Genomic DNA, 16,641 nt, shown 5'->3' with positions numbered 1-16,641 from the left:
GATGCGCCCGGGATGGTCGAGGGGGACCGCCCCCGGGCGAAGAGACCGACGAACACACGCAGCCAGCATGCGTGCGGGGGGATGACTCATGACGTCGACGCCAACCGGCGCACGGCACAACAACGACCCTTCCCGGACAGCGCAGCTTCGGGTACCCCCGCAGCTCAGGCCCGGCGGGTCTCGTATGCGCGCCAAAAAGGCGCTGCCGAGATACGACTACGAGCACTACAGCCGGCTCGCGGGTCCACTGACCCAGCCCGACCCGGCCAAGCCGTACACCGTGCAGTACCGCTCACTGCTCTCGCAGGAGCCGCACCGTATCCGCGCAGCCCTCCTGCTGGGCGCGGCGCCGCTGCTCTCGCTCGGCCTGTTCGTCTGGCTGATGCAGCCGGAGCACTGGACCGAGCGCGACCCGAACCTCAAGAACGACACGCTGCTGATCCTCGACATCGTCATGCTGGTCTCGATCGGTCTGATCGAGCTCTTCCGCACGATGAATGTCCTGTCGAACGCGCACGCCACCCTGGTCGCCCGCGACCCGGTCCCCGTGGTGCCCGAGACCGGCACCCGCGTCGCCTTCCTCACCTCCTTCGTGCCCGGCAAGGAGCCGCTGGAGATGGTGACGAAGACGCTGGAGGCGGCAGTCAGGATCCGCCACCGCGGCCTGATGCACGTCTGGCTGCTGGACGAGGGCAACGACCCGGCGGTGAAGGAAGTGTGCGAGCGCCTCGGCGTGCACCACTTCTCCCGCAAGGGCGTCGCGAGGTGGAACCAGGCCAAGGGCCCGCACCGCGCCAAGACCAAGCACGGCAACTACAACGCCTGGCTCGACGCGCACGGTGACGACTACGACTTCTTCGCCTCCGTCGACACCGACCACGTCCCCCTGCCCAACTACCTGGAGCGGATGCTCGGCTACTTCCGTGACCCGAACATCGGCTTCGTCATCGGCCCGCAGGTGTACGGCAACTACGACACCTTCGTCACCAAGGCCGCCGAGTCGCAGCAGTTCCTGTTCCACGCCCTGATCCAGCGCGCGGGCAACCGCTACGGCGCCCCGATGTTCGTCGGCACCTCCAACGCCGTACGCATCAGGGCGCTCAAGCAGATCGGCGGCCTGTACGACTCGATCACCGAGGACATGGCGACGGGCTTCGAGATCCACCGCGCCACGAACCCGGCCACCGGCAAGAAGTGGCGCTCGGTCTACACGCCCGACGTGCTGGCCGTCGGCGAGGGCCCGACCGCCTGGACCGACTTCTTCACGCAGCAGCTGCGCTGGTCGCGCGGTACGTACGAGACGATCCTCAAGCAGTACTGGAGGGGCTACGGCTCGCTGCCCGCGGGCAAGCTCTTCAACTACACCATGATGATCATCTTCTACCCGATGTCCGCCATGAACTGGATCCTCGCGGCGCTCAGCTGCGCGCTGTTCCTGGGCATGGGCGCATCGGGTGTCCAGATCGACCCGGCGATCTGGATGATGCTGTACGGAAACGCGTCCGCGCTCCAGATCGGCCTCTACATCTGGAACCGCCGCCACAATGTCTCCCCGCACGAGCCCGAGGGCTCCGGCGGTCTGGCCGGCATGGTGATGTCCGCGCTCTCCGCGCCGATCTACGCGCGCTCGCTGATGGACGCCGTACTGCGCCGCAAGTCCAGCTTCGTGGTGACGCCCAAGGGCGACTCCTCCAGCCCGGACACGCTGTTCGGGACCTTCCGGATCCACCTGTTCTTCATCCTGGTCTTCGGCGGATCCCTCGGCTCCTCCTTCTACTTCGGCCACAACCACCCCGCGATGATCACCTGGGCCACGCTCGCCCTGCTGATCACCGCGGCGCCGATCTTCGCCTGGCGCTGGACCATGAGCCAGGAGAAGAAGAAGAGGAAGAAGGGGCAGACCGCGCCACCGACCCCGACGGAGCCCCCGGCCGGTCCCCCGCCCGAGGCCCACGCACCACAGCAGAAGCCCACTTGGGCCTCCTCCGACCAGACCATGCAGATCGCCCTTGGGGGACGTAAGAAATGAACTACCGTCCGAGCCGCCGCACCCGCCGCCTGGCGATAGGTGCGGCGGTGGTGGTTGCGCTGGCGGGCATGAACGGACCCGCGCTCTACCGCTTCGGCTCCGAGCAGTACCACGACTACAAGATCAACCGGCCCGAGTACAAGGCGGAGAACGGCCACTGGGACTTCCTCGACGTCCCGGCCGAGTTCAGGATCAACACGATCCATGCCGCCCTGCTGCACACGGGCAAGGTGCTGCTGATCGCGGGCTCGGGCAACAACCAGAAGAACTTCGACGCCAAGAAGTTCCAGTCGGTGCTGTGGGACCCCGAAACCGGCGAGTACAAGATGATCCCCACGCCCAAGGACATGTTCTGCGCCGGGCACACCCAGCTGCCCGACGGAAAGCTCCTGGTCGCGGGCGGCACGAAGCGGTACGAGAAGCTCCAGGGCGATGTCACCAAGGCCGGCGGCCTGATGGTCATCCACAACGAGGACCCCGACGAGCCCAAGACGCTGCCCGCGGGCACCATCTTCACGGGCAAGAAGAACGGGAAGACGTACGTCTCCAAGGACCCGGTCCTCGTCGAGAAGGCCAAGAAGATCTTCGACAAGCAGACCGGCCGGTTCCTGCGCACGGAGGCGGGCCTCGGCCGGATCTACGTCGAGGCCAAGGCGTCCGGCAAGAAGTACGAGTCCGGTACCGAGGACAACTACCGGATCCACGGCCTCAAGGGCACCGACGCCAGGAACATCTACGGAATAGCGCAGAAGCTCGCGCTCGACAAGAAGGACTTCCAGGGCATCAAGGAGGCCTACGAGTTCGATCCGGTCGCGGAGAAGTACATCACCGTCGACCCGATGAACGAGGCCCGCTGGTACCCGACCCTGACGACCCTTCAGGACGGCAAGGTCCTGTCCCTCTCCGGCCTGGACGAGATCGGCCAGATCGTCCCCGGCAAGGACGAGATCTACGACCCCGTCACGAAGAAGTGGGAGTACACCGGGGTCATCAGGAAGTTCCCCACCTACCCGGCGATCTTCCTGATGAACAACGGCAAGCTCTTCTACTCCGGCTCGAACGCCGGGTACGGTCCGGCCGACGAAGGCCGTGACCCCGGTGTCTGGGATCTGAAGACCAACAAGTTCAAGAAGATCCCCGGCCTCAGCGACCCGGACAGGATGGAGACCTCGGCGACCGTACGGCTGCCTCCCGCCCAGGACGAGAAGTACATGGTCATCGGCGGCGGCGGCGTCGGCGAGTCCGAGAAGTCCAGCGAGAAGTCGCGGCTCGTCGACCTCAAGGAGAAGAACCCGCGCTTCAAGGACGGCGATCCGCTCGACCAGGGCACCCGCTACCCGAGCGCGTCGCTGATGCCCGACGACACCGTCCTGGTGACCGGCGGCTCCAACGACTACCGCGGCCGCGGCGGGTCCAACATCCTCCAGGCTCGGCTGTACGACGCCAAGACCGGCACGTACCGCCGCGTGGCCGACCCGGCGGTGGGCCGCAATTACCACTCCGGATCGCTGCTGCTCCCCGACGGCCGCGTCATGATCTTCGGATCCGACTCGCTGTACGCCGACGACGCCAACACCAAGCCCGGCGTCTTCGAGCAGCGCATCGAGATCTACACGCCGCCGTACCTCTTCAGGGACGCGCGGCCCACGATCACCGGCGGTCCGAAGACCGTCGAGCGCGGCGGTACGGCAACCTTCAAGTCGGCGCACGCCACGTCCATCAAGGACGCCAAGCTGATGCGGCCCAGCGCCGTCACGCATGTCACCGACGTGGACCAGCGGACCGTCGCGCTGGACCTGAAGAAGACAAAGGACGGCATCTCGGTCACCGTGCCGAAGAACCGGGCGCTTGTGCCGTCCGGCTACTACATGCTGTTCGTGACGGACGACCAGGGCACGCCCTCGGAGGGCGTCTGGATCGAAGTCCCGTAGCCGTAGCGGACGTACGCATACGGAAGGAGGGGCGCCCCGGCCGGGGCGCCCCTCCTTTTGCGTACCTGCCTACGTGCCTACCTGCGTACGTACGGACTACTTCGCGTTGCGGGCCAGTTCCAGCGCGTACTCCGGGTACCACTCGCCCGCCTTCGGGCCGCCCTTGCAGTCGCCGTCCGACTCACCGGGGCGCTTGATCCACAGGAACGCGTCGACCAGCTCGTCGCCGGTCTTGGTGGTCGGTGCCTCGCCGAGCGCGCGGCCCGGCGGGTTGCACCAGTTCTCCTCGGGGTCGCCCTCGGTGTAGGGGCCGTTGCCGTTGCGGCTGGTGTCGATGACGAAGGGCTTGTTGCCGATCTTCGGCGAGAGCTTTTTGCCGAAGTCCTTGCTCGCCTCGGTGGTCTGGAAGTTGGAGACGTTCACCGAGAAGCCGTCGGCCTCCGCGACGCCCGCCCACTGCAGCGGCTCGAACAGCGCGTCGGGGGTCTTCCACCCCGCGTTGCCCGCGTCGAGGTACACCTTGGCCTTGGGCTGCTGCTTCAGCCGCTTGATGGCGCCCTTGAGCAGGTCGTACCGCTCCTCGTGGAACTCCTCGGGCGTGCAGTTCTGTACGAGATGGAGCACCGCGTCCGGCTCCAGGATCACGGTGGCCGGGCGGTCGCCGATGCCCTTGGCAATCTCGTCGACCCACGCGCGGTAGGCGTTGCCGTCGGCGGCGCCGCCCTTGGAGAACTGGCCGCAGTCGCGGTGCGGGATGTTGTAGAGGACGAGCAGTGCGTCACGGTCGGCCTTCTGGGCCGCCTCCGTGAAGCCCTTCGCCTGGGCCTCGGCGTTCTCCGGGCCGATCCACTCGGCGGTCGGCTGCTCGGCGATCTTCCTGATCAGCCCGGCCTTCTCGTCGTCGCCCTCCTTGGCGTACGAGGCGACCTGCTTCGCGGCGTTCCCTTCCGGATTGACCCAGTACGGATCGCTGCCCTTCGGCTGCTGCTTCACCGGCGACTGATCGGCCGAACCGTCCCCATCACCCTCGGAGGAACAGCCCGCCAACAGCAGCGCAGCACCCACCGCGGCCACCCGGACACCCCAACGACGGCCGCTGTAACTGCCGTACATCCACTCCCCCTTGGTGCACTGAATCTGCGAGGACCGCCCGGCCCCTCCCCGGACACAACCGGTCGAAACCATCCTGACACAGGCGTACTCACTGCAACGAGCCGTCGCTTCTTCGTAGGCGAGCTGTTACAGCCACGGTCGGCAATCGCATGGTGACGTGGCGTCAAATAACCCCTAGGAACGGCAGCACGTCCGTTCTAGAGTGACCTTTCGAACCTTCGCACCTCCCGCGCCTGCGCCGGGCTTCTCCCGCAGCTCGCGCGCCCGCGGTCGAGGACCGGCCCGGTCGGCGGCTCCGGGGGGAGCGAGCCGTCGGCCGGGCCAGGTTACGGGCCCTGTTGACAGTGTCCGGCCATGGCTGGGACTCTCCCCAGGACAACTCCACACATCGAGGCGACGGTGGACAGGAACCCGGTGCAATCCCGGGACGGTCCCGCCACTGTGACCGTACGAGAAGGCGACAGCCCCCCCGTACGGAAGTCAGGAACTGACCCGTCGTCCTCCTGAAATGGGGCGTGGAAACCCCAGAAGGAGGCTCACCGGTATGTCTCTGCACACAGCGCAGCACACCGACACCGCGGCGGCAGCGTCCGCCACGACCACCACCCGCGACTGGCTGATTATGGCCGGTGCGGCGATCATCGCCGTGATCGCGCTCTACGCGGTCTTCATGGACAACGGCACGGTCATCTCGGCGACCGGCGACTACCTGCACGAGTTCTCTCACGACGGCCGGCACCTCTTCGGTGCCCCTTGCCACTGATCGGGGCCGTACGAACCATGTCCACACCTGTACTCCCCCTGCTCGGGCGCGGTCTGGCAGCGGGCGGGGCGGCCGGCCTTGCCGCCGGGCTCTTCTCGCTGCTCCTCGCCGAGCCGCTGATGGACCGTGCGATCCGCCTCGAAGAGGCGCGCTCGGCCAAGGAGCACGCGCACGAGGCGGCCGCCACGGCCGTCCAGCACCACGAGGAACTGTTCTCCCGCTCCACCCAGCACGTCGGCCTGGTCGTCACCGCTGTGGTGGCGGGCCTCGCCCTCGGCATCCTCTTCGCCCTCGCCTACGCCCTGGTCCACCGCCGCACCGCTCCTGGTGACCGGCCCTGGCCCCGCGCCCTGACCTTCGCCACGGCAGCCTTCCTCGCGGTATCGCTGCTGCCGGGCCTGCGCTACCCCGCCAACCCGCCCGGCGTCGGCGACTCCGGGACCGTCAACAACCGCCAGGCCCTGTGGCTGGCCGCCGTCGTGATCGGCGTCCTCGGCATGGTGCTGGCGTGGCAGATCTACGTACGTCTGGCGGACCGGTCCGTTCCGGTGCGGCAGATCGCGGTGGCCGTCACGGCGGTCGCCACGCTCGCGGTGCTCTTCGCGCTGCCGGGCAACCCGGACGAGGTTCCGGTGGCGGCGACGCTGCTGTGGGACTTCCGGATCCTGTCGCTGGCCTCGCACGCGCTGCTGTGGGCGGTGTTCGCGGCGGTCTTCGGGTCGCTGGGCCTGCGCGCGGCGGCCCGGACGGCTCCGGCACCGGCTCCCGGTTCGGCTCCGGTAGCGGCGTAACAGCGACTGATCAGCCCTTGGCCGCACCCGTGAGGTAGGCCGAGACCACCACATTCGCCGTGTAGGTGCGGGCTTTTCTGTCGTACGTGCCCCCGCAGGTGATCAGGCGCAGCTCCGCCCGGTCGCTCTGGCGGGGGCCGTACACCTTCTGCGGGTCGAAGCGTTCGCGGGTGAAGACCTGGACGTCGTCGATGGTGAACTCCAGGGTTTCGCCGCCGGTCCCCGTCACCCGGACCGTCTCGCCGGGACGGGCGGCGCTCAGGCCGTAGAAGACGGCCGGTTTGCTTTCGGTGTCGACATGGCCGACGAGCAGGGCAACGCCCGCAGCGCCGGGTCTGGTTCCGCTGCTGTACCAGCCGACCTTCGACGGCTGGCCGTACGGCGGCGGGTCCACGGCACCGGACGCGTCGAGGCCACGTGGCACGACCGGCGCCGTCACACCTATGGAGGCGACGTCGACCCGCCGCGGCACTACGCCGCCCTCGAAAGGGGTCTGCGCGGGAGGCAGCGGATCCCCGAGCGGGCGGCCGACGGCGGCGGCGTCACCGGTGGTGGGGGCCGAACTGCCGCCGGGCCCCTCGGTCGCGTCGCGGCCCCACACCCACAGCCCGAGCAGCAGCACCACCCAGGCGACGCCGGTCAGCAGCCGTCCGCCGTCGGCCGGGCGGCCCTCGGCGGACATGTCAGTCCCGGTCCGTCGTACGTCGGCGGCGTACGCTCCGGAACGCCACGGCCACGGCCGCCACGCCCGCCAGAACCAGGCCGATCACGGTGTGCCGCGTTCCCGGGCCCTCTTCCTCGACTTCTACAGCGGCCTGCTCGGACGTACCGCCGCCCCCGGCGTGCACGGGTGCGGTGGGCGTCGCCCCGGTGTGGTCCTTTGTGCGGTCCCCGGCGTGGTCGACGGCGGCCACGGTCACTGTGCCGCCGGCCCTCGGGCTGCCGTCCTGGCACTTGACCCGGACCTCGTAGTCCTTGGCCCGGGCGTCCGGCCGGATGCGGGCCTCGGCGAACAGGCCACCGTCCGCGGCCGGATTGAGACGGGCGGGCGCCGAGAAGGCCTCGGAGGTGCCGGTCGCCTGTTGGTCCTGGCATGCGTCGACCCGCAGGTCCACCTCCCCACCCGGCGCGATGGTGGACGGCGTGACGGTGATCCGGCCCCGGCCGTCGTCGGCGTGAGCGGCGGGCGCGGGAGCGATGACTGCCGCGGCCGCCGCCCCCGCACACAGAGCGAGCTGCAGTGAACGCATGGTGAACCTCCTGATACTCCGAAGATTCACGCCTTTGGCCGTTTTCGCATCCCCAGACGCCCGTCACTGCGCCGTACGGGCGCCCTCGGCCCCCTGCACGAGGGATGCGTCAGATGCGGTCGACGAGGTCCGCGATCGAGTCGACGACCGTCGACGGCCGGAACGGGTACCGGTCGACGTCCGCGGTCCCCGTCAGCCCGGTCAGCACCAGGAAGGTCTCCATACCCGCCTCCAGGCCCGCCAGGACGTCCGTGTCCATGCGGTCGCCGATCATCGCGCTGGTCTCGGAGTGCGCGCCGATCGCGTTGAGCCCGGTCCGCATCATCAGCGGATTGGGCTTGCCCGCGAAGTACGGGTCCTTGCCGGTCGCCTTGGTGATCAGCGCGGCAACGGCCCCGGTGGCGGGCAGGGGGCCCTCCCGGCTGGGGCCGGTCTCGTCCGGGTTGGTGCAGATGAAGCGCGCACCGGCATTGATGAGCCGGATCGCCTTGGTGAGTGCCTCGAAGCTGTACGTACGGGTCTCGCCCAGGACGACATAGTCCGGGTCGTGGTCGGTCAGGACGTAACCGATGTCGTGCAGCGCGGTCGTCAGACCGGCCTCGCCGATGACGTACGCCGTGCCGCCGGGCCGCTGGTCGTCGAGGAAGCGGGCGGTGGCGAGCGCGGACGTCCAGATGTTCTCGACGGGCACGTCCAGGCCCATGCGGGCGAGGCGTGCGTGCAGGTCACGGGCCGTGTAGATGGAGTTGTTCGTCAGTACCAGGAAGGGCCTGCCCGACTCGCGGAGCCGCTTGATGAAGGCATCGGCGCCGGGGATGGGCGTGCCCTCGTGGATGAGAACGCCGTCCATGTCGGTGAGCCATGATTCGATCGGCTTGCGCTCTGCCATGTGCCGGACTCCTGCCGTACGCAAAAAACGCTGGGGGGCGCCCGGACCACACCGTCCGGGCGCCCCCAGCCTAATCAGACCGCTGTGACCTTGACCCCGTCGATCACCCAGTACCAGTTGTTGCTGCCCGTGTAGCGGAAGCGGAAGCCGACGCTGGTGGCCCCGGACGGGACGTTCAGGGTCAGCGACTGGGGCTGCGAGATGACGTCCGCGGTGTACGACGTGACGGCGACCGGGGTGGCTCTGAAGGCTCTGGCCGGCTCTGGCTGCCCTCCTGGCGTTGAAGTGCTCTCTCGGATGACTCCGGGAGATTCCCACCTACCTTGCGGTGGCGGGCTTGACGCGCTTCGCGCGCCTGACGACTGCCCTCCCGGCAGCCGGGATCGCCACGAGGCCGATCCGGTACAGGTGCAAGACGTTCCGGGCTGCGTTGTGGTCGGCGTTGCCCGACCAGCCGCAGTCCGGGTTCTTGCATACGAACGTGGCCTGGCCCTCCCGGCTGCCGGGCGTGATGAAACCGCACGCGGAGCAGCGCTGGGAGGTGTGGGGGGCGGGGACCTTGACCAGGGTTCCGCCCCGGTGGGCGGTCTTGTACGTCAGCATGGTGACCGTGCGGCCCCACGCTTCTCCGCTGATGGAGCGGTTCAGCCCAGATTTCTGGGCGACGTTCTTCCCCGGCTCTTCGACCGTTCCCTTGGCGGACTTGACCATGTTCGTGATGGTGAGTGCTTCGACCACGACCGTGCCGTATGTGCGGGCGATGGCGGTGGTCGTCTGGTGCTGCCAGTCCAAGGCCCTGCGCTTGGCTTTCGCGCGGAGTCCTGCGATCTGGTCGTAGGTGTGCTTCAACCGGCGTGAGGTGCGCTCGCCCGCTGTGCGGTGCTGCTTGCGCTGGGCGGCACGCTGCTCAAGGCGCAGGAGCTTGGCCTGCTCCTGCTTGGTCAGCCACTCGCCGTGGTCGTAGGTTTCGCCGTCGGAGAGGGCGATGGGCACGGTGACGCCCACGTCGATACCGACCTCGGGACCGGTATGAGGCTCGGGTTCGGCTTCGAGGGCCTGGACACGGAAGGCGATGTGCCAGCCGAGCGCGTCCTTGACCAACCGTGCCCCGGTGATCCGGTTGTCGGTGTTGGCGTGCTTGCCTACGGGAAGGTCTTTGGTCCAGCGGAACCGGATGCGACCCACCTTCGGAATGTTGACCATGCCCCACCGGCGGTGCACGCGGGTAATGTTCAGGTCCCGGCCTTGCGGGATGTCCACGGACATCACCGTGCGGAACCGGGCCTTGAAGTTCGGGGCGTCGGCCCGGCCGTCCCAGCAGTTCTTCCACGCCTGGAAGTACGTCTTGAGTACCGCCTGCGCGGCCTGGGCAGGCAGCACGGCGAGGAAGTCGATGTCCTTACGCGCCTGGCGAATCGCGGCGTCCGCGTTCGCTAGCGTCCGCTTCTCCTTCGGCACCATCTGCCACCACGCATGGAGAAGATTCCACATCGTGCGGGCAGCGTGCGCCTGATCATCAGCCTTGACTGACAGGACAGGGGAGTGCCAGTCGGGCGCGATGCCCCAACTGCCGCTTCTCCAGCCGCCGTTCACCCATAGCGACCAACGTACTACAGTTGGTTTATGTCGCCAGGGGAAAGGCAGGGGGCTGGACCAGACCCGTTACCTTTGCGTGATAACGGCGACTGGTCCAGACCCTCGCAGGCAAGCTTGGCCGAATGGTTACCGGTCAGCTTCCGGTTGCCGACTTCCAGGCGTCGATGTAGTCGTCGAGGTTGGTGCCGATGTCGTTCCAGTCCGGCTCGAATACCTCAACTCCCTTGAGAATGCTCGCCAGTTCGGTGGCATTGGCGTCCGTGGCCTTGGTGTCCGTACGGGCCGGGAAGCCGCCGCCGATCTCGCTGACCTGCTGCTGGGCGCCCTCGGTGAGCATGAAGTCGAGGAGCTTCTTGCCGTTCTCTGTGTGCGGGGCCTTGTCGACCAGACCGGCGGCGTAGGGCAGCGCGAAGGTGGTGGGCCTGGAGCCGTCCTTCGCCGGGAACCAGATGCCGATATTCGGCATCGACTTCGACTGCGCGAAGTTCATCTGTACGTCGCCGTTGGCGACCAGGATCTCGCCCTTGTCGACCTTCGGGGCGAGCTTGGAGGTGGAGGAGGACGGGCCGACATTGTTGGCCTGGAGCTTCTTCAGGTACTCCATCGCCGGCTCCTTGCCACCGAAGTCGTGCATCGCCTTGATGACGACTGCGGTTCCGTCGCCCGCGACACCGGGCGTGGAGTACTGGAGCTTGTCCTTGTAGGAGGAGTCGAGGAGGTCCTCCCACGTCCTGGGGCTCTCCTTGAGCTCCTTCGTGTTGTGGATGAAGCCGAAGTAATTGTTGACGACGGAGGTCCACTTGCCGTCGGGCGCCTTGTCGGCGGAGGCGACCTTGTCGGCGCCCTCGGGCTCGTACGCCTTCAGCAGGCCCTTGGCGTCGGCCTGCTGGATGAAGGGCGGCAGGGTGACGATGACATCGGCCTGGGTGTTCGACTTCTCGCGGACGGCGCGCTGCACCACCTCGCCGGAGCCGCCCTCGACGTACTTCACCTTGATGCCGGTCTTCTTCTCGAAGTCCTTGAAGACCTGGTCGTACCAGCCGTCGCCGTTCTCGCCCTTGAGTCCGTCGGCGCTGTAGACGGTGACGACCTTCTCGTCGGAGGCGGCGGACGAGCCGCCGCACGCGGTGAGGGAGGAGGCGAGGGCGAGGCTGCCGGTGACGGCGGCGACCGTCTTGAGGGAGGTCTGCATGACGTTTCGTATCTCCTAGCGGTACGAGGCTTTGGTGCGGATACGGGAGACGGCGAGCAGCACGAGCAGCGTCGTCCCCATGAGGACCACGGCGACTGCCGATCCGGTGAAGAGGGAGCCGCGGTCGGTGGCCGTGAAGATCTGCACCGGGAGCGGCATCCAGTCCGGCGGGTAGAGCATCATCGTGGCGCTCAGCTCGCCCATGGACAGGGCGAAGCAGAGCCCGGCGGCCGCGTTGAGCGACGGCAGCAGGAGCGGGAGCTTCACCTTCCACAGGACGTACGAGGGGCGGGCCCCGAGGGATGCGGCGGCCTGCTCGTACATCGGGTCCAGCCGCAGGATGGCGGCCGAAACCGACTGGTAGGCGAACGCCGTGACAAGAACGGCGTGCGCGAGGATCACGATCCAGCGCGTGCCGTTGAGGAGGAACGGCGGCTGGGAGAACGCGACGAGGACGGCGAGACCGACGACCACGGAGGGGACGGCGACGGGCAGCATGAACAGCGCGTCGAGCAGTCGCTTGCCTCTGTTCTTCAGCGAGGCCGCGGCGAGGGCGGCCCAGGTGCCGAAGGTGAGCGCGAGCAGGCTCGCGGTCAGGGCGGTGACCAGGCTGGTGGTGAGCGCCTGCAGGGACTCTCCGCGTACGGCGGATGTGTAGTGCCCGGCGGTCGGGCCGGAGGGGAAGGCGCCGGACCAGTTGGTGGAGAACGACGCGGCGACGATGACGAACATCGGCAGCGCGAAGAGCGGAACGAAGAGGACGAAGAAGAGAACCCAGGCCGCCCACTTCCCCGTACGGCTATGCACCAACACGTCGGCTCACCACCCGGTAGAGGCTGTAAAGACCCACGGAGATCGCGATGTTGACGACGGCGACGACGCACGCGGCCGGGTAGTCGGACTCCAGGATCGCTTTGCCGTACACGAGCATCGGCAGGGTCGTGACGCCCTTCGCCCCGGTGAAGAGCACGATGCCGAACTCGTTCAGGCACATGACGAGGACGAGGGAGCCGCCTGCTGCGAGGGCGGGCAGTGCCTCGGGGAGGATCACCCGCCGGACGATCCGGGCGGGCCGGGCGCCGAGTGACGAGGCCACCTCCAGCTGCGCGGTGTCGAGCTGCGAGAAGGCGGCGAGGAGCGGCCGCATGACGAAGGGCGTGAAGTAGGTGATCTCGGCGAGGAGTACGCCCCATGGGGTGGTGAGGAAGTGGAAGGGCCCATCGGCGGCGCCTGTTACGTCGGTCCAGACGCCGTTGGCCATCCCGACCGTGCCGTAGATGAACAGCAGGGCGAGGGTGATCAGGAAGGACGGAAAGGACAGGAATACGTCGATGAACTTCGCGACCGCCTTGCCGCCGGGGAAGGGCACGAAGGCGATGACGAGGGCGAGTACGAAGCCGAGGACGAGACACCCGACGGTCGCCCCGACGGCCAGCCACACGGTGGTGCCCAGCGCCTCGCGAAACGCCTCGGACGCGAAGACCTCGGCGTACGGCTCGACGGACGTGCCGCCTGCGTCGGGCGAGAAGGACTGCTGGACGACGAGGGTGAGGGGGTAGAGGAAGACGAAGGCGAGAACGGCAATGGGCGGCAAGGCCCAGACCCAGCCGGGGACGGCACGGACGGTCGTGCGGCCGGGCACGGCGGGCCGTCCAGCATTGCGGCGCGCAGGGTGCGGGATCGTGGAGCGGTTGTCGATACCGGCGACGGGCGCCGACGGCGAGGTACCGCCCACCGGGGGACCCGCACCTTCCCCAATGCCCGCACGGGTGGTGCGGGGGCCGGAGGCCGGGCGCATTCCACCACCGCCCGCAGGCACACGATTCGCGCTAGCCATCGGACGACATCCCGCCCCCCAGCAACACCGCGTCCTCCGACGCGAAGTGCACCGTGACCTCCTCGCCCAGCGCCGGCGTCTCGCGCAGTTCGCGCAGGTCCGCCTTCAGGCGGTGGCCCGCCACGTCGACGTACAGCCGGTGCGTGGAGCCGCGCCACTGGACCTCGGCGATCGTGCCGCGCAGGGCGTTCGGGCCGTCGCCGAGGCCGACGAGGTGGGGGCGTACGCACAGGGTGGCCGTCGCGCCGTTCACCGCGCCGCCGGTGGCGACCTTCAGCGCCGTACCGGCGAAGGAGACGCCGGCGCCGTCCTGGCCGACCCTGACCGGGAGGAGGTTCGCGTTGCCGACGAAGGACGCGGTGAACTCCGTGGTGGGGCGCCGGTACAGCTGCTGCGGGGTGCCGCAGTCCTGGAGGCAGGCCTTGTCCATGACGGCGATACGGTCCGCGAGGGTCAGCGCCTCGACCTGGTCGTGGGTGACGTACAGGATGGAGACATCGGGCAACTCCCGGTGCAGGCGGGCGAGTTCCGCCAGCATGCCCGACCTGAGCTGCGCGTCCAGCGCCGACAGCGGCTCGTCCAGGAGCAGTACGCCGGGCCGGATCGCCAGCGCCCGCGCGATCGCGACGCGCTGCTGCTGGCCGCCGGACAGTTCGCGCGGGTAGCGCTTGGCGTACGACGCCATGCCGGTCATTTCGAGCGCCTCGGCGACCCGGCCGGGGATCTCGGACTTGGCCGCCTTCTGCGCCTTCAGACCGAAGGCGACGTTGTCCTCGACGCGCAGATGCGGGAAGAGCGCGTACTGCTGGACGACCATCCCGATGCCGCGCCGGTGCGGCGGGAGGCGGGTGACGTCGCGGTCGCCGATGAAGACCCGCCCCGACGCGGGCCGCACGAAACCGGCGACCGCGCGCAGGGCGGTCGTCTTGCCGGAGCCGGACGGCCCGAGGAGGGCCATGACTTCGCCGGGTTCGACGGTCAGGTCGAGCGAGTCGAGCACGGTGTTCCCGCCGTACGCGACCGAGACGTTGTCGAAGCGGATGCCGCTGCTCATCGCCCCTCCCTCGCCAGGAGATCCGGCAGCTCCTCGACGGAGCGGAGGATGTGCGTCGCGCCGTGCGAGGTGAGCCGGTCGGCGCCGTGCGCACCGGTCAGCACGCCCGCGACGACGCTCGCGCCGGAGCGGACGCCGCTGAGCATGTCGTACGACGTGTCGCCGGCGACCGCGATCTCCCGCACCCCGTCGGCCGCCCCGGTCCGCAGGAGCGCGGCGAGCACCATGTCGGGGTACGGGCGGCCGCGCCCCCCGGCGTCGGCCGGGCAGAGCGTCAGCTCGACCAGGTCCTGCCAGCCGAGCGCGGCGAGGATCGCGTCCTGCGTGACGCGGGCGAATCCCGTGGTCAGGACGGTGCGCCGGCCGTCACCGCGCAGCCTCTCGACGGCCTCGCGGGCGCCTGGCACAGGCGCGATGTGCCCGGCGTCGACGAGGCTGCCGTACGCCTCCTCGAAGGCGGTGTTGGCCTGCTGGGCCCTGGTCTCGTCGCCGAAGAGGTGCCGGAAGACGGAGATCTTGGACTCGCCCATGGTGGCGCGGACGTAGTCGAGCTTCTCGGCGTGATCGGCCGAGCCGGGCTCGACACCGAGGTGCTCGGCGGCGGCGCCGAAGGCCTGCTCGACGAGTCCGCCGTCGGCGACGGTGGTGCCGGCCATGTCGAGGACGACAAGCTTGATGCGGCTCATTCGGGTCACCAGTCCAGTTCGTTCGCGGTCTGCTCGGCGATGGCCGGGGAGCACGTCATGCCGCGCCCGCCGGGTCCGGTCACCAGCCACACCCCGTCGCGCACCTGCTGGCGGTGGACGACGCGGCTCGTGTCGGTGCACTGCGCGTACACCCCCGCCCAGCGGTGCCGGATCTTCGGCAGCGGCCGGCCGAGGAAGCCTTCGGCGACCCGGGTGACGTGTTCGTACGGCTCCTCGACGACGTCGAAGGCGAAGGGGTGCTCGTACTCGTGGGTGTCGCCGATGGTCAGCCCGCCGTCGCGGCGCTGGACCATGAGCAGCTGCATCTTGTGCGCGGCGGCGGCCGGTTCCTGGGCCTGCCCGGCGTTGAGGGCGTCGAGTGCCTCGCTCGCGTACGCCGGGTAGTAGCGGAAGCTGTCGGCGTCGGCGACAGAGGTGGTGAGGGCCTCACCGAGGGGCTCGGTCTGCATCATCTGGAGGCGGACGCGGCGTACGGGCAGATCGGGGACGAGCTCCTTGACGAGCCCGCCGAGCCAGGCGCCCGTACAGAGGACGACGGCGTCACCGGTGTGTACGTCGCCGTGGTCGTCGCGGACAGCGCTGCGTCCATTCCCCTTGGCCCCGACGACTTCGCGGACCTCGCGACCGCCGATGAACGTGTACCGCCCGGAGGCCAGCAGGGCTTGTTTGAGGGCGAGTTGGGCGGTGCGGGGCTCGACGGCCGCGTCGCGCTCGCACCACAGGGCGGCTTCGAATTCACCGCGCAGGGCGGGGTTGACGGTGCGCGCTTCGCCGGCGGTGAGGAGCTTGTAGCCGCGGGCGGAGGCGTCGGGCCGGGTCAGCGCGGCCTCGGCGACGGCCAGTTCGAGGTCGTTGCGTACGGGGGTCAGCGAGCCGATGGCCCGGAAGCCGAGCCCTGGCACGCGCCGCCCGATGCCCTCCCACAGCTCGCGGGCCCGGAGAGCAGTCTCCAGCTCCTCGCCACCTGCGCGCCCGCTGACCCATATCTGGCCGAAATTGCGCAGGCTGGCCCCGCGGGCTTCGGTCTCGCGCTCGATCTGGACGACCTCGTGGCCGCGTTCCACTGCGTGCCAGGCGTGCATGGTTCCTACGACGCCGGCTCCTACGACTATGACTCTCACGGCGGCCACGGTCCTGGGGGCGAGTGGCGCAAAACGATCCGCCCGGCAACGACACGGTGAACAGCCACCCAAGGATGGACCAGACCCGTTATATTTTCGTTATCGAATTGCTCCGGCCCCCTCCGTGCGTCGGGCCTAGCCCCAATACCAGTGACTTAGTGGTCCCAGACTCGTGGGACTTTGATCGGTGGGTTGCTGGGGGTGGTGCGGTAGGGCGGCGCGAGCGCGACGGCTTCAGCTGACGCGCGGGTGGGCCGGGGCCAGTGTCGGTGCTCCTCACGTTTGACTCCGAAGCCGGACATCTTGCGTTTGATGACGCGTGGGTTGGAGCGTCGGCGGCGGGTGGGCAGGAGACGCCGGGCTATCTC

16 protein-coding genes, 1 pseudogene and 1 riboswitch are annotated in these 16,641 nt (G+C 68.8%); of the genes and pseudogenes, 4 read left to right on the top strand and 13 right to left on the bottom strand.

What is annotated here, in order from left to right; all coding sequences use genetic code 11:
* The first annotated feature begins 88 nt into the window (after positions 1-88).
* Together J7I98_RS31265 and J7I98_RS31260 are read left to right on the top strand one after the other, a co-directional pair.
* On the top strand, positions 89-2,029 hold the full coding sequence (locus J7I98_RS31265) for a glycosyltransferase family 2 protein (RefSeq protein ID WP_214928418.1): 1,941 nt from the start codon (positions 89-91) through the stop codon (positions 2,027-2,029).
* A complete protein-coding gene (locus J7I98_RS31260) occupies positions 2,026-3,960 on the top strand; it encodes a kelch motif-containing protein (RefSeq protein WP_214928417.1) in 1,935 nt (644 codons plus the stop codon). The genes J7I98_RS31265 and J7I98_RS31260 overlap by 4 nt, the downstream gene beginning before the upstream one ends.
* A 96-nt stretch (positions 3,961-4,056) precedes the next feature.
* Here the strand turns inward: J7I98_RS31260 and J7I98_RS31255 are convergent, their stop codons facing one another.
* Positions 4,057-5,073, bottom strand: coding sequence for a glycoside hydrolase family 6 protein (locus J7I98_RS31255; protein ID WP_214928416.1), 1,017 nt, complete (start codon positions 5,071-5,073; stop codon positions 4,057-4,059).
* A 359-nt stretch (positions 5,074-5,432) separates the two neighbouring features.
* Positions 5,433-5,588, top strand: a riboswitch (cobalamin riboswitch).
* Between the two features lie 29 nt (positions 5,589-5,617).
* On the opposite strand from J7I98_RS31255, the gene J7I98_RS31250 reads away from it, so the two are divergent.
* Positions 5,618-5,836, top strand: coding sequence for a CbtB-domain containing protein (locus J7I98_RS31250; RefSeq protein ID WP_214928415.1), 219 nt, complete (start codon positions 5,618-5,620; stop codon positions 5,834-5,836).
* 17 nt (positions 5,837-5,853) lie between these two features.
* Positions 5,854-6,627, top strand: a complete 774-nt coding sequence (locus J7I98_RS31245) for a CbtA family protein (RefSeq protein ID WP_214928414.1) — start codon at positions 5,854-5,856, stop codon at positions 6,625-6,627.
* Between the two features lie 10 nt (positions 6,628-6,637).
* On the opposite strand, the gene J7I98_RS31240 is transcribed toward J7I98_RS31245, so the two are convergent.
* From J7I98_RS31240 to J7I98_RS31190, 12 genes and pseudogenes are all read right to left on the bottom strand, one after another.
* Entirely contained in the window at positions 6,638-7,309 is a 672-nt protein-coding gene (locus J7I98_RS31240; protein ID WP_214928413.1) for a class F sortase, read from the bottom strand.
* Between the two features lies 1 nt (position 7,310).
* Positions 7,311-7,877: a hypothetical protein gene (locus J7I98_RS31235; RefSeq protein WP_214928412.1), complete on the bottom strand. Its 567-nt coding sequence runs from the start codon at positions 7,875-7,877 to the stop codon at positions 7,311-7,313.
* Between the two features lie 109 nt (positions 7,878-7,986).
* Positions 7,987-8,766 (bottom strand): HAD-IIA family hydrolase, encoded by a 780-nt coding sequence (locus J7I98_RS31230; RefSeq protein ID WP_214928411.1) that lies wholly within the window; start codon positions 8,764-8,766, stop codon positions 7,987-7,989.
* 74 nt (positions 8,767-8,840) lie between these two features.
* Positions 8,841-9,052 (bottom strand): annotated as a pseudogene (locus J7I98_RS41565) (nucleotide pyrophosphatase); the annotation flags it as partial.
* A gap of 32 nt (positions 9,053-9,084) precedes the next feature.
* Entirely contained in the window at positions 9,085-10,257 is a 1,173-nt protein-coding gene (locus J7I98_RS31225; protein ID WP_214928410.1) for an RNA-guided endonuclease TnpB family protein, read from the bottom strand.
* 238 nt (positions 10,258-10,495) lie between these two features.
* Entirely contained in the window at positions 10,496-11,554 is a 1,059-nt protein-coding gene (locus J7I98_RS31220) for a 2-aminoethylphosphonate ABC transporter substrate-binding protein (protein ID WP_214928409.1), read from the bottom strand.
* A gap of 15 nt (positions 11,555-11,569) precedes the next feature.
* Positions 11,570-12,367 (bottom strand): ABC transporter permease, encoded by a 798-nt coding sequence (locus tag J7I98_RS31215; protein WP_214928408.1) that lies wholly within the window; start codon positions 12,365-12,367, stop codon positions 11,570-11,572.
* The gene (locus tag J7I98_RS31210; protein ID WP_308378007.1) at positions 12,354-13,289 is read right to left on the bottom strand and encodes a 2-aminoethylphosphonate ABC transporter permease subunit; all 936 of its coding nucleotides are present in this window, start codon (positions 13,287-13,289) and stop codon (positions 12,354-12,356) included. The genes J7I98_RS31215 and J7I98_RS31210 overlap by 14 nt, the downstream gene beginning before the upstream one ends.
* A gap of 94 nt (positions 13,290-13,383) precedes the next feature.
* Positions 13,384-14,445, bottom strand: coding sequence for an ABC transporter ATP-binding protein (locus tag J7I98_RS31205; protein ID WP_214928407.1), 1,062 nt, complete (start codon positions 14,443-14,445; stop codon positions 13,384-13,386).
* Positions 14,442-15,131 carry a phosphonatase-like hydrolase gene (locus J7I98_RS31200; protein WP_214928406.1) on the bottom strand — a complete coding sequence of 230 codons (690 nt, stop codon included), beginning with the start codon at positions 15,129-15,131 and terminating at the stop codon, positions 14,442-14,444. Before J7I98_RS31200 ends, J7I98_RS31205 begins: the two co-directional genes overlap by 4 nt.
* A 5-nt stretch (positions 15,132-15,136) precedes the next feature.
* Positions 15,137-16,273 (bottom strand): TIGR03364 family FAD-dependent oxidoreductase, encoded by a 1,137-nt coding sequence (locus tag J7I98_RS31195; protein WP_214928405.1) that lies wholly within the window; start codon positions 16,271-16,273, stop codon positions 15,137-15,139.
* A 155-nt stretch (positions 16,274-16,428) separates the two neighbouring features.
* On the bottom strand, positions 16,429-16,641 hold a 213-nt coding region (locus tag J7I98_RS31190; protein WP_214928437.1), incomplete at its 5' end, for a hypothetical protein.

Origin of the sequence: Streptomyces sp. ISL-98 (assembly GCF_018614055.1) — a bacterium.
GTDB lineage: Bacteria > Actinomycetota > Actinomycetes > Streptomycetales > Streptomycetaceae > Streptomyces > Streptomyces spiramyceticus.
The sequence above is the reverse complement of the archived record's forward strand: the minus strand, read 5'-3'. Positions and strand labels throughout refer to the sequence as shown.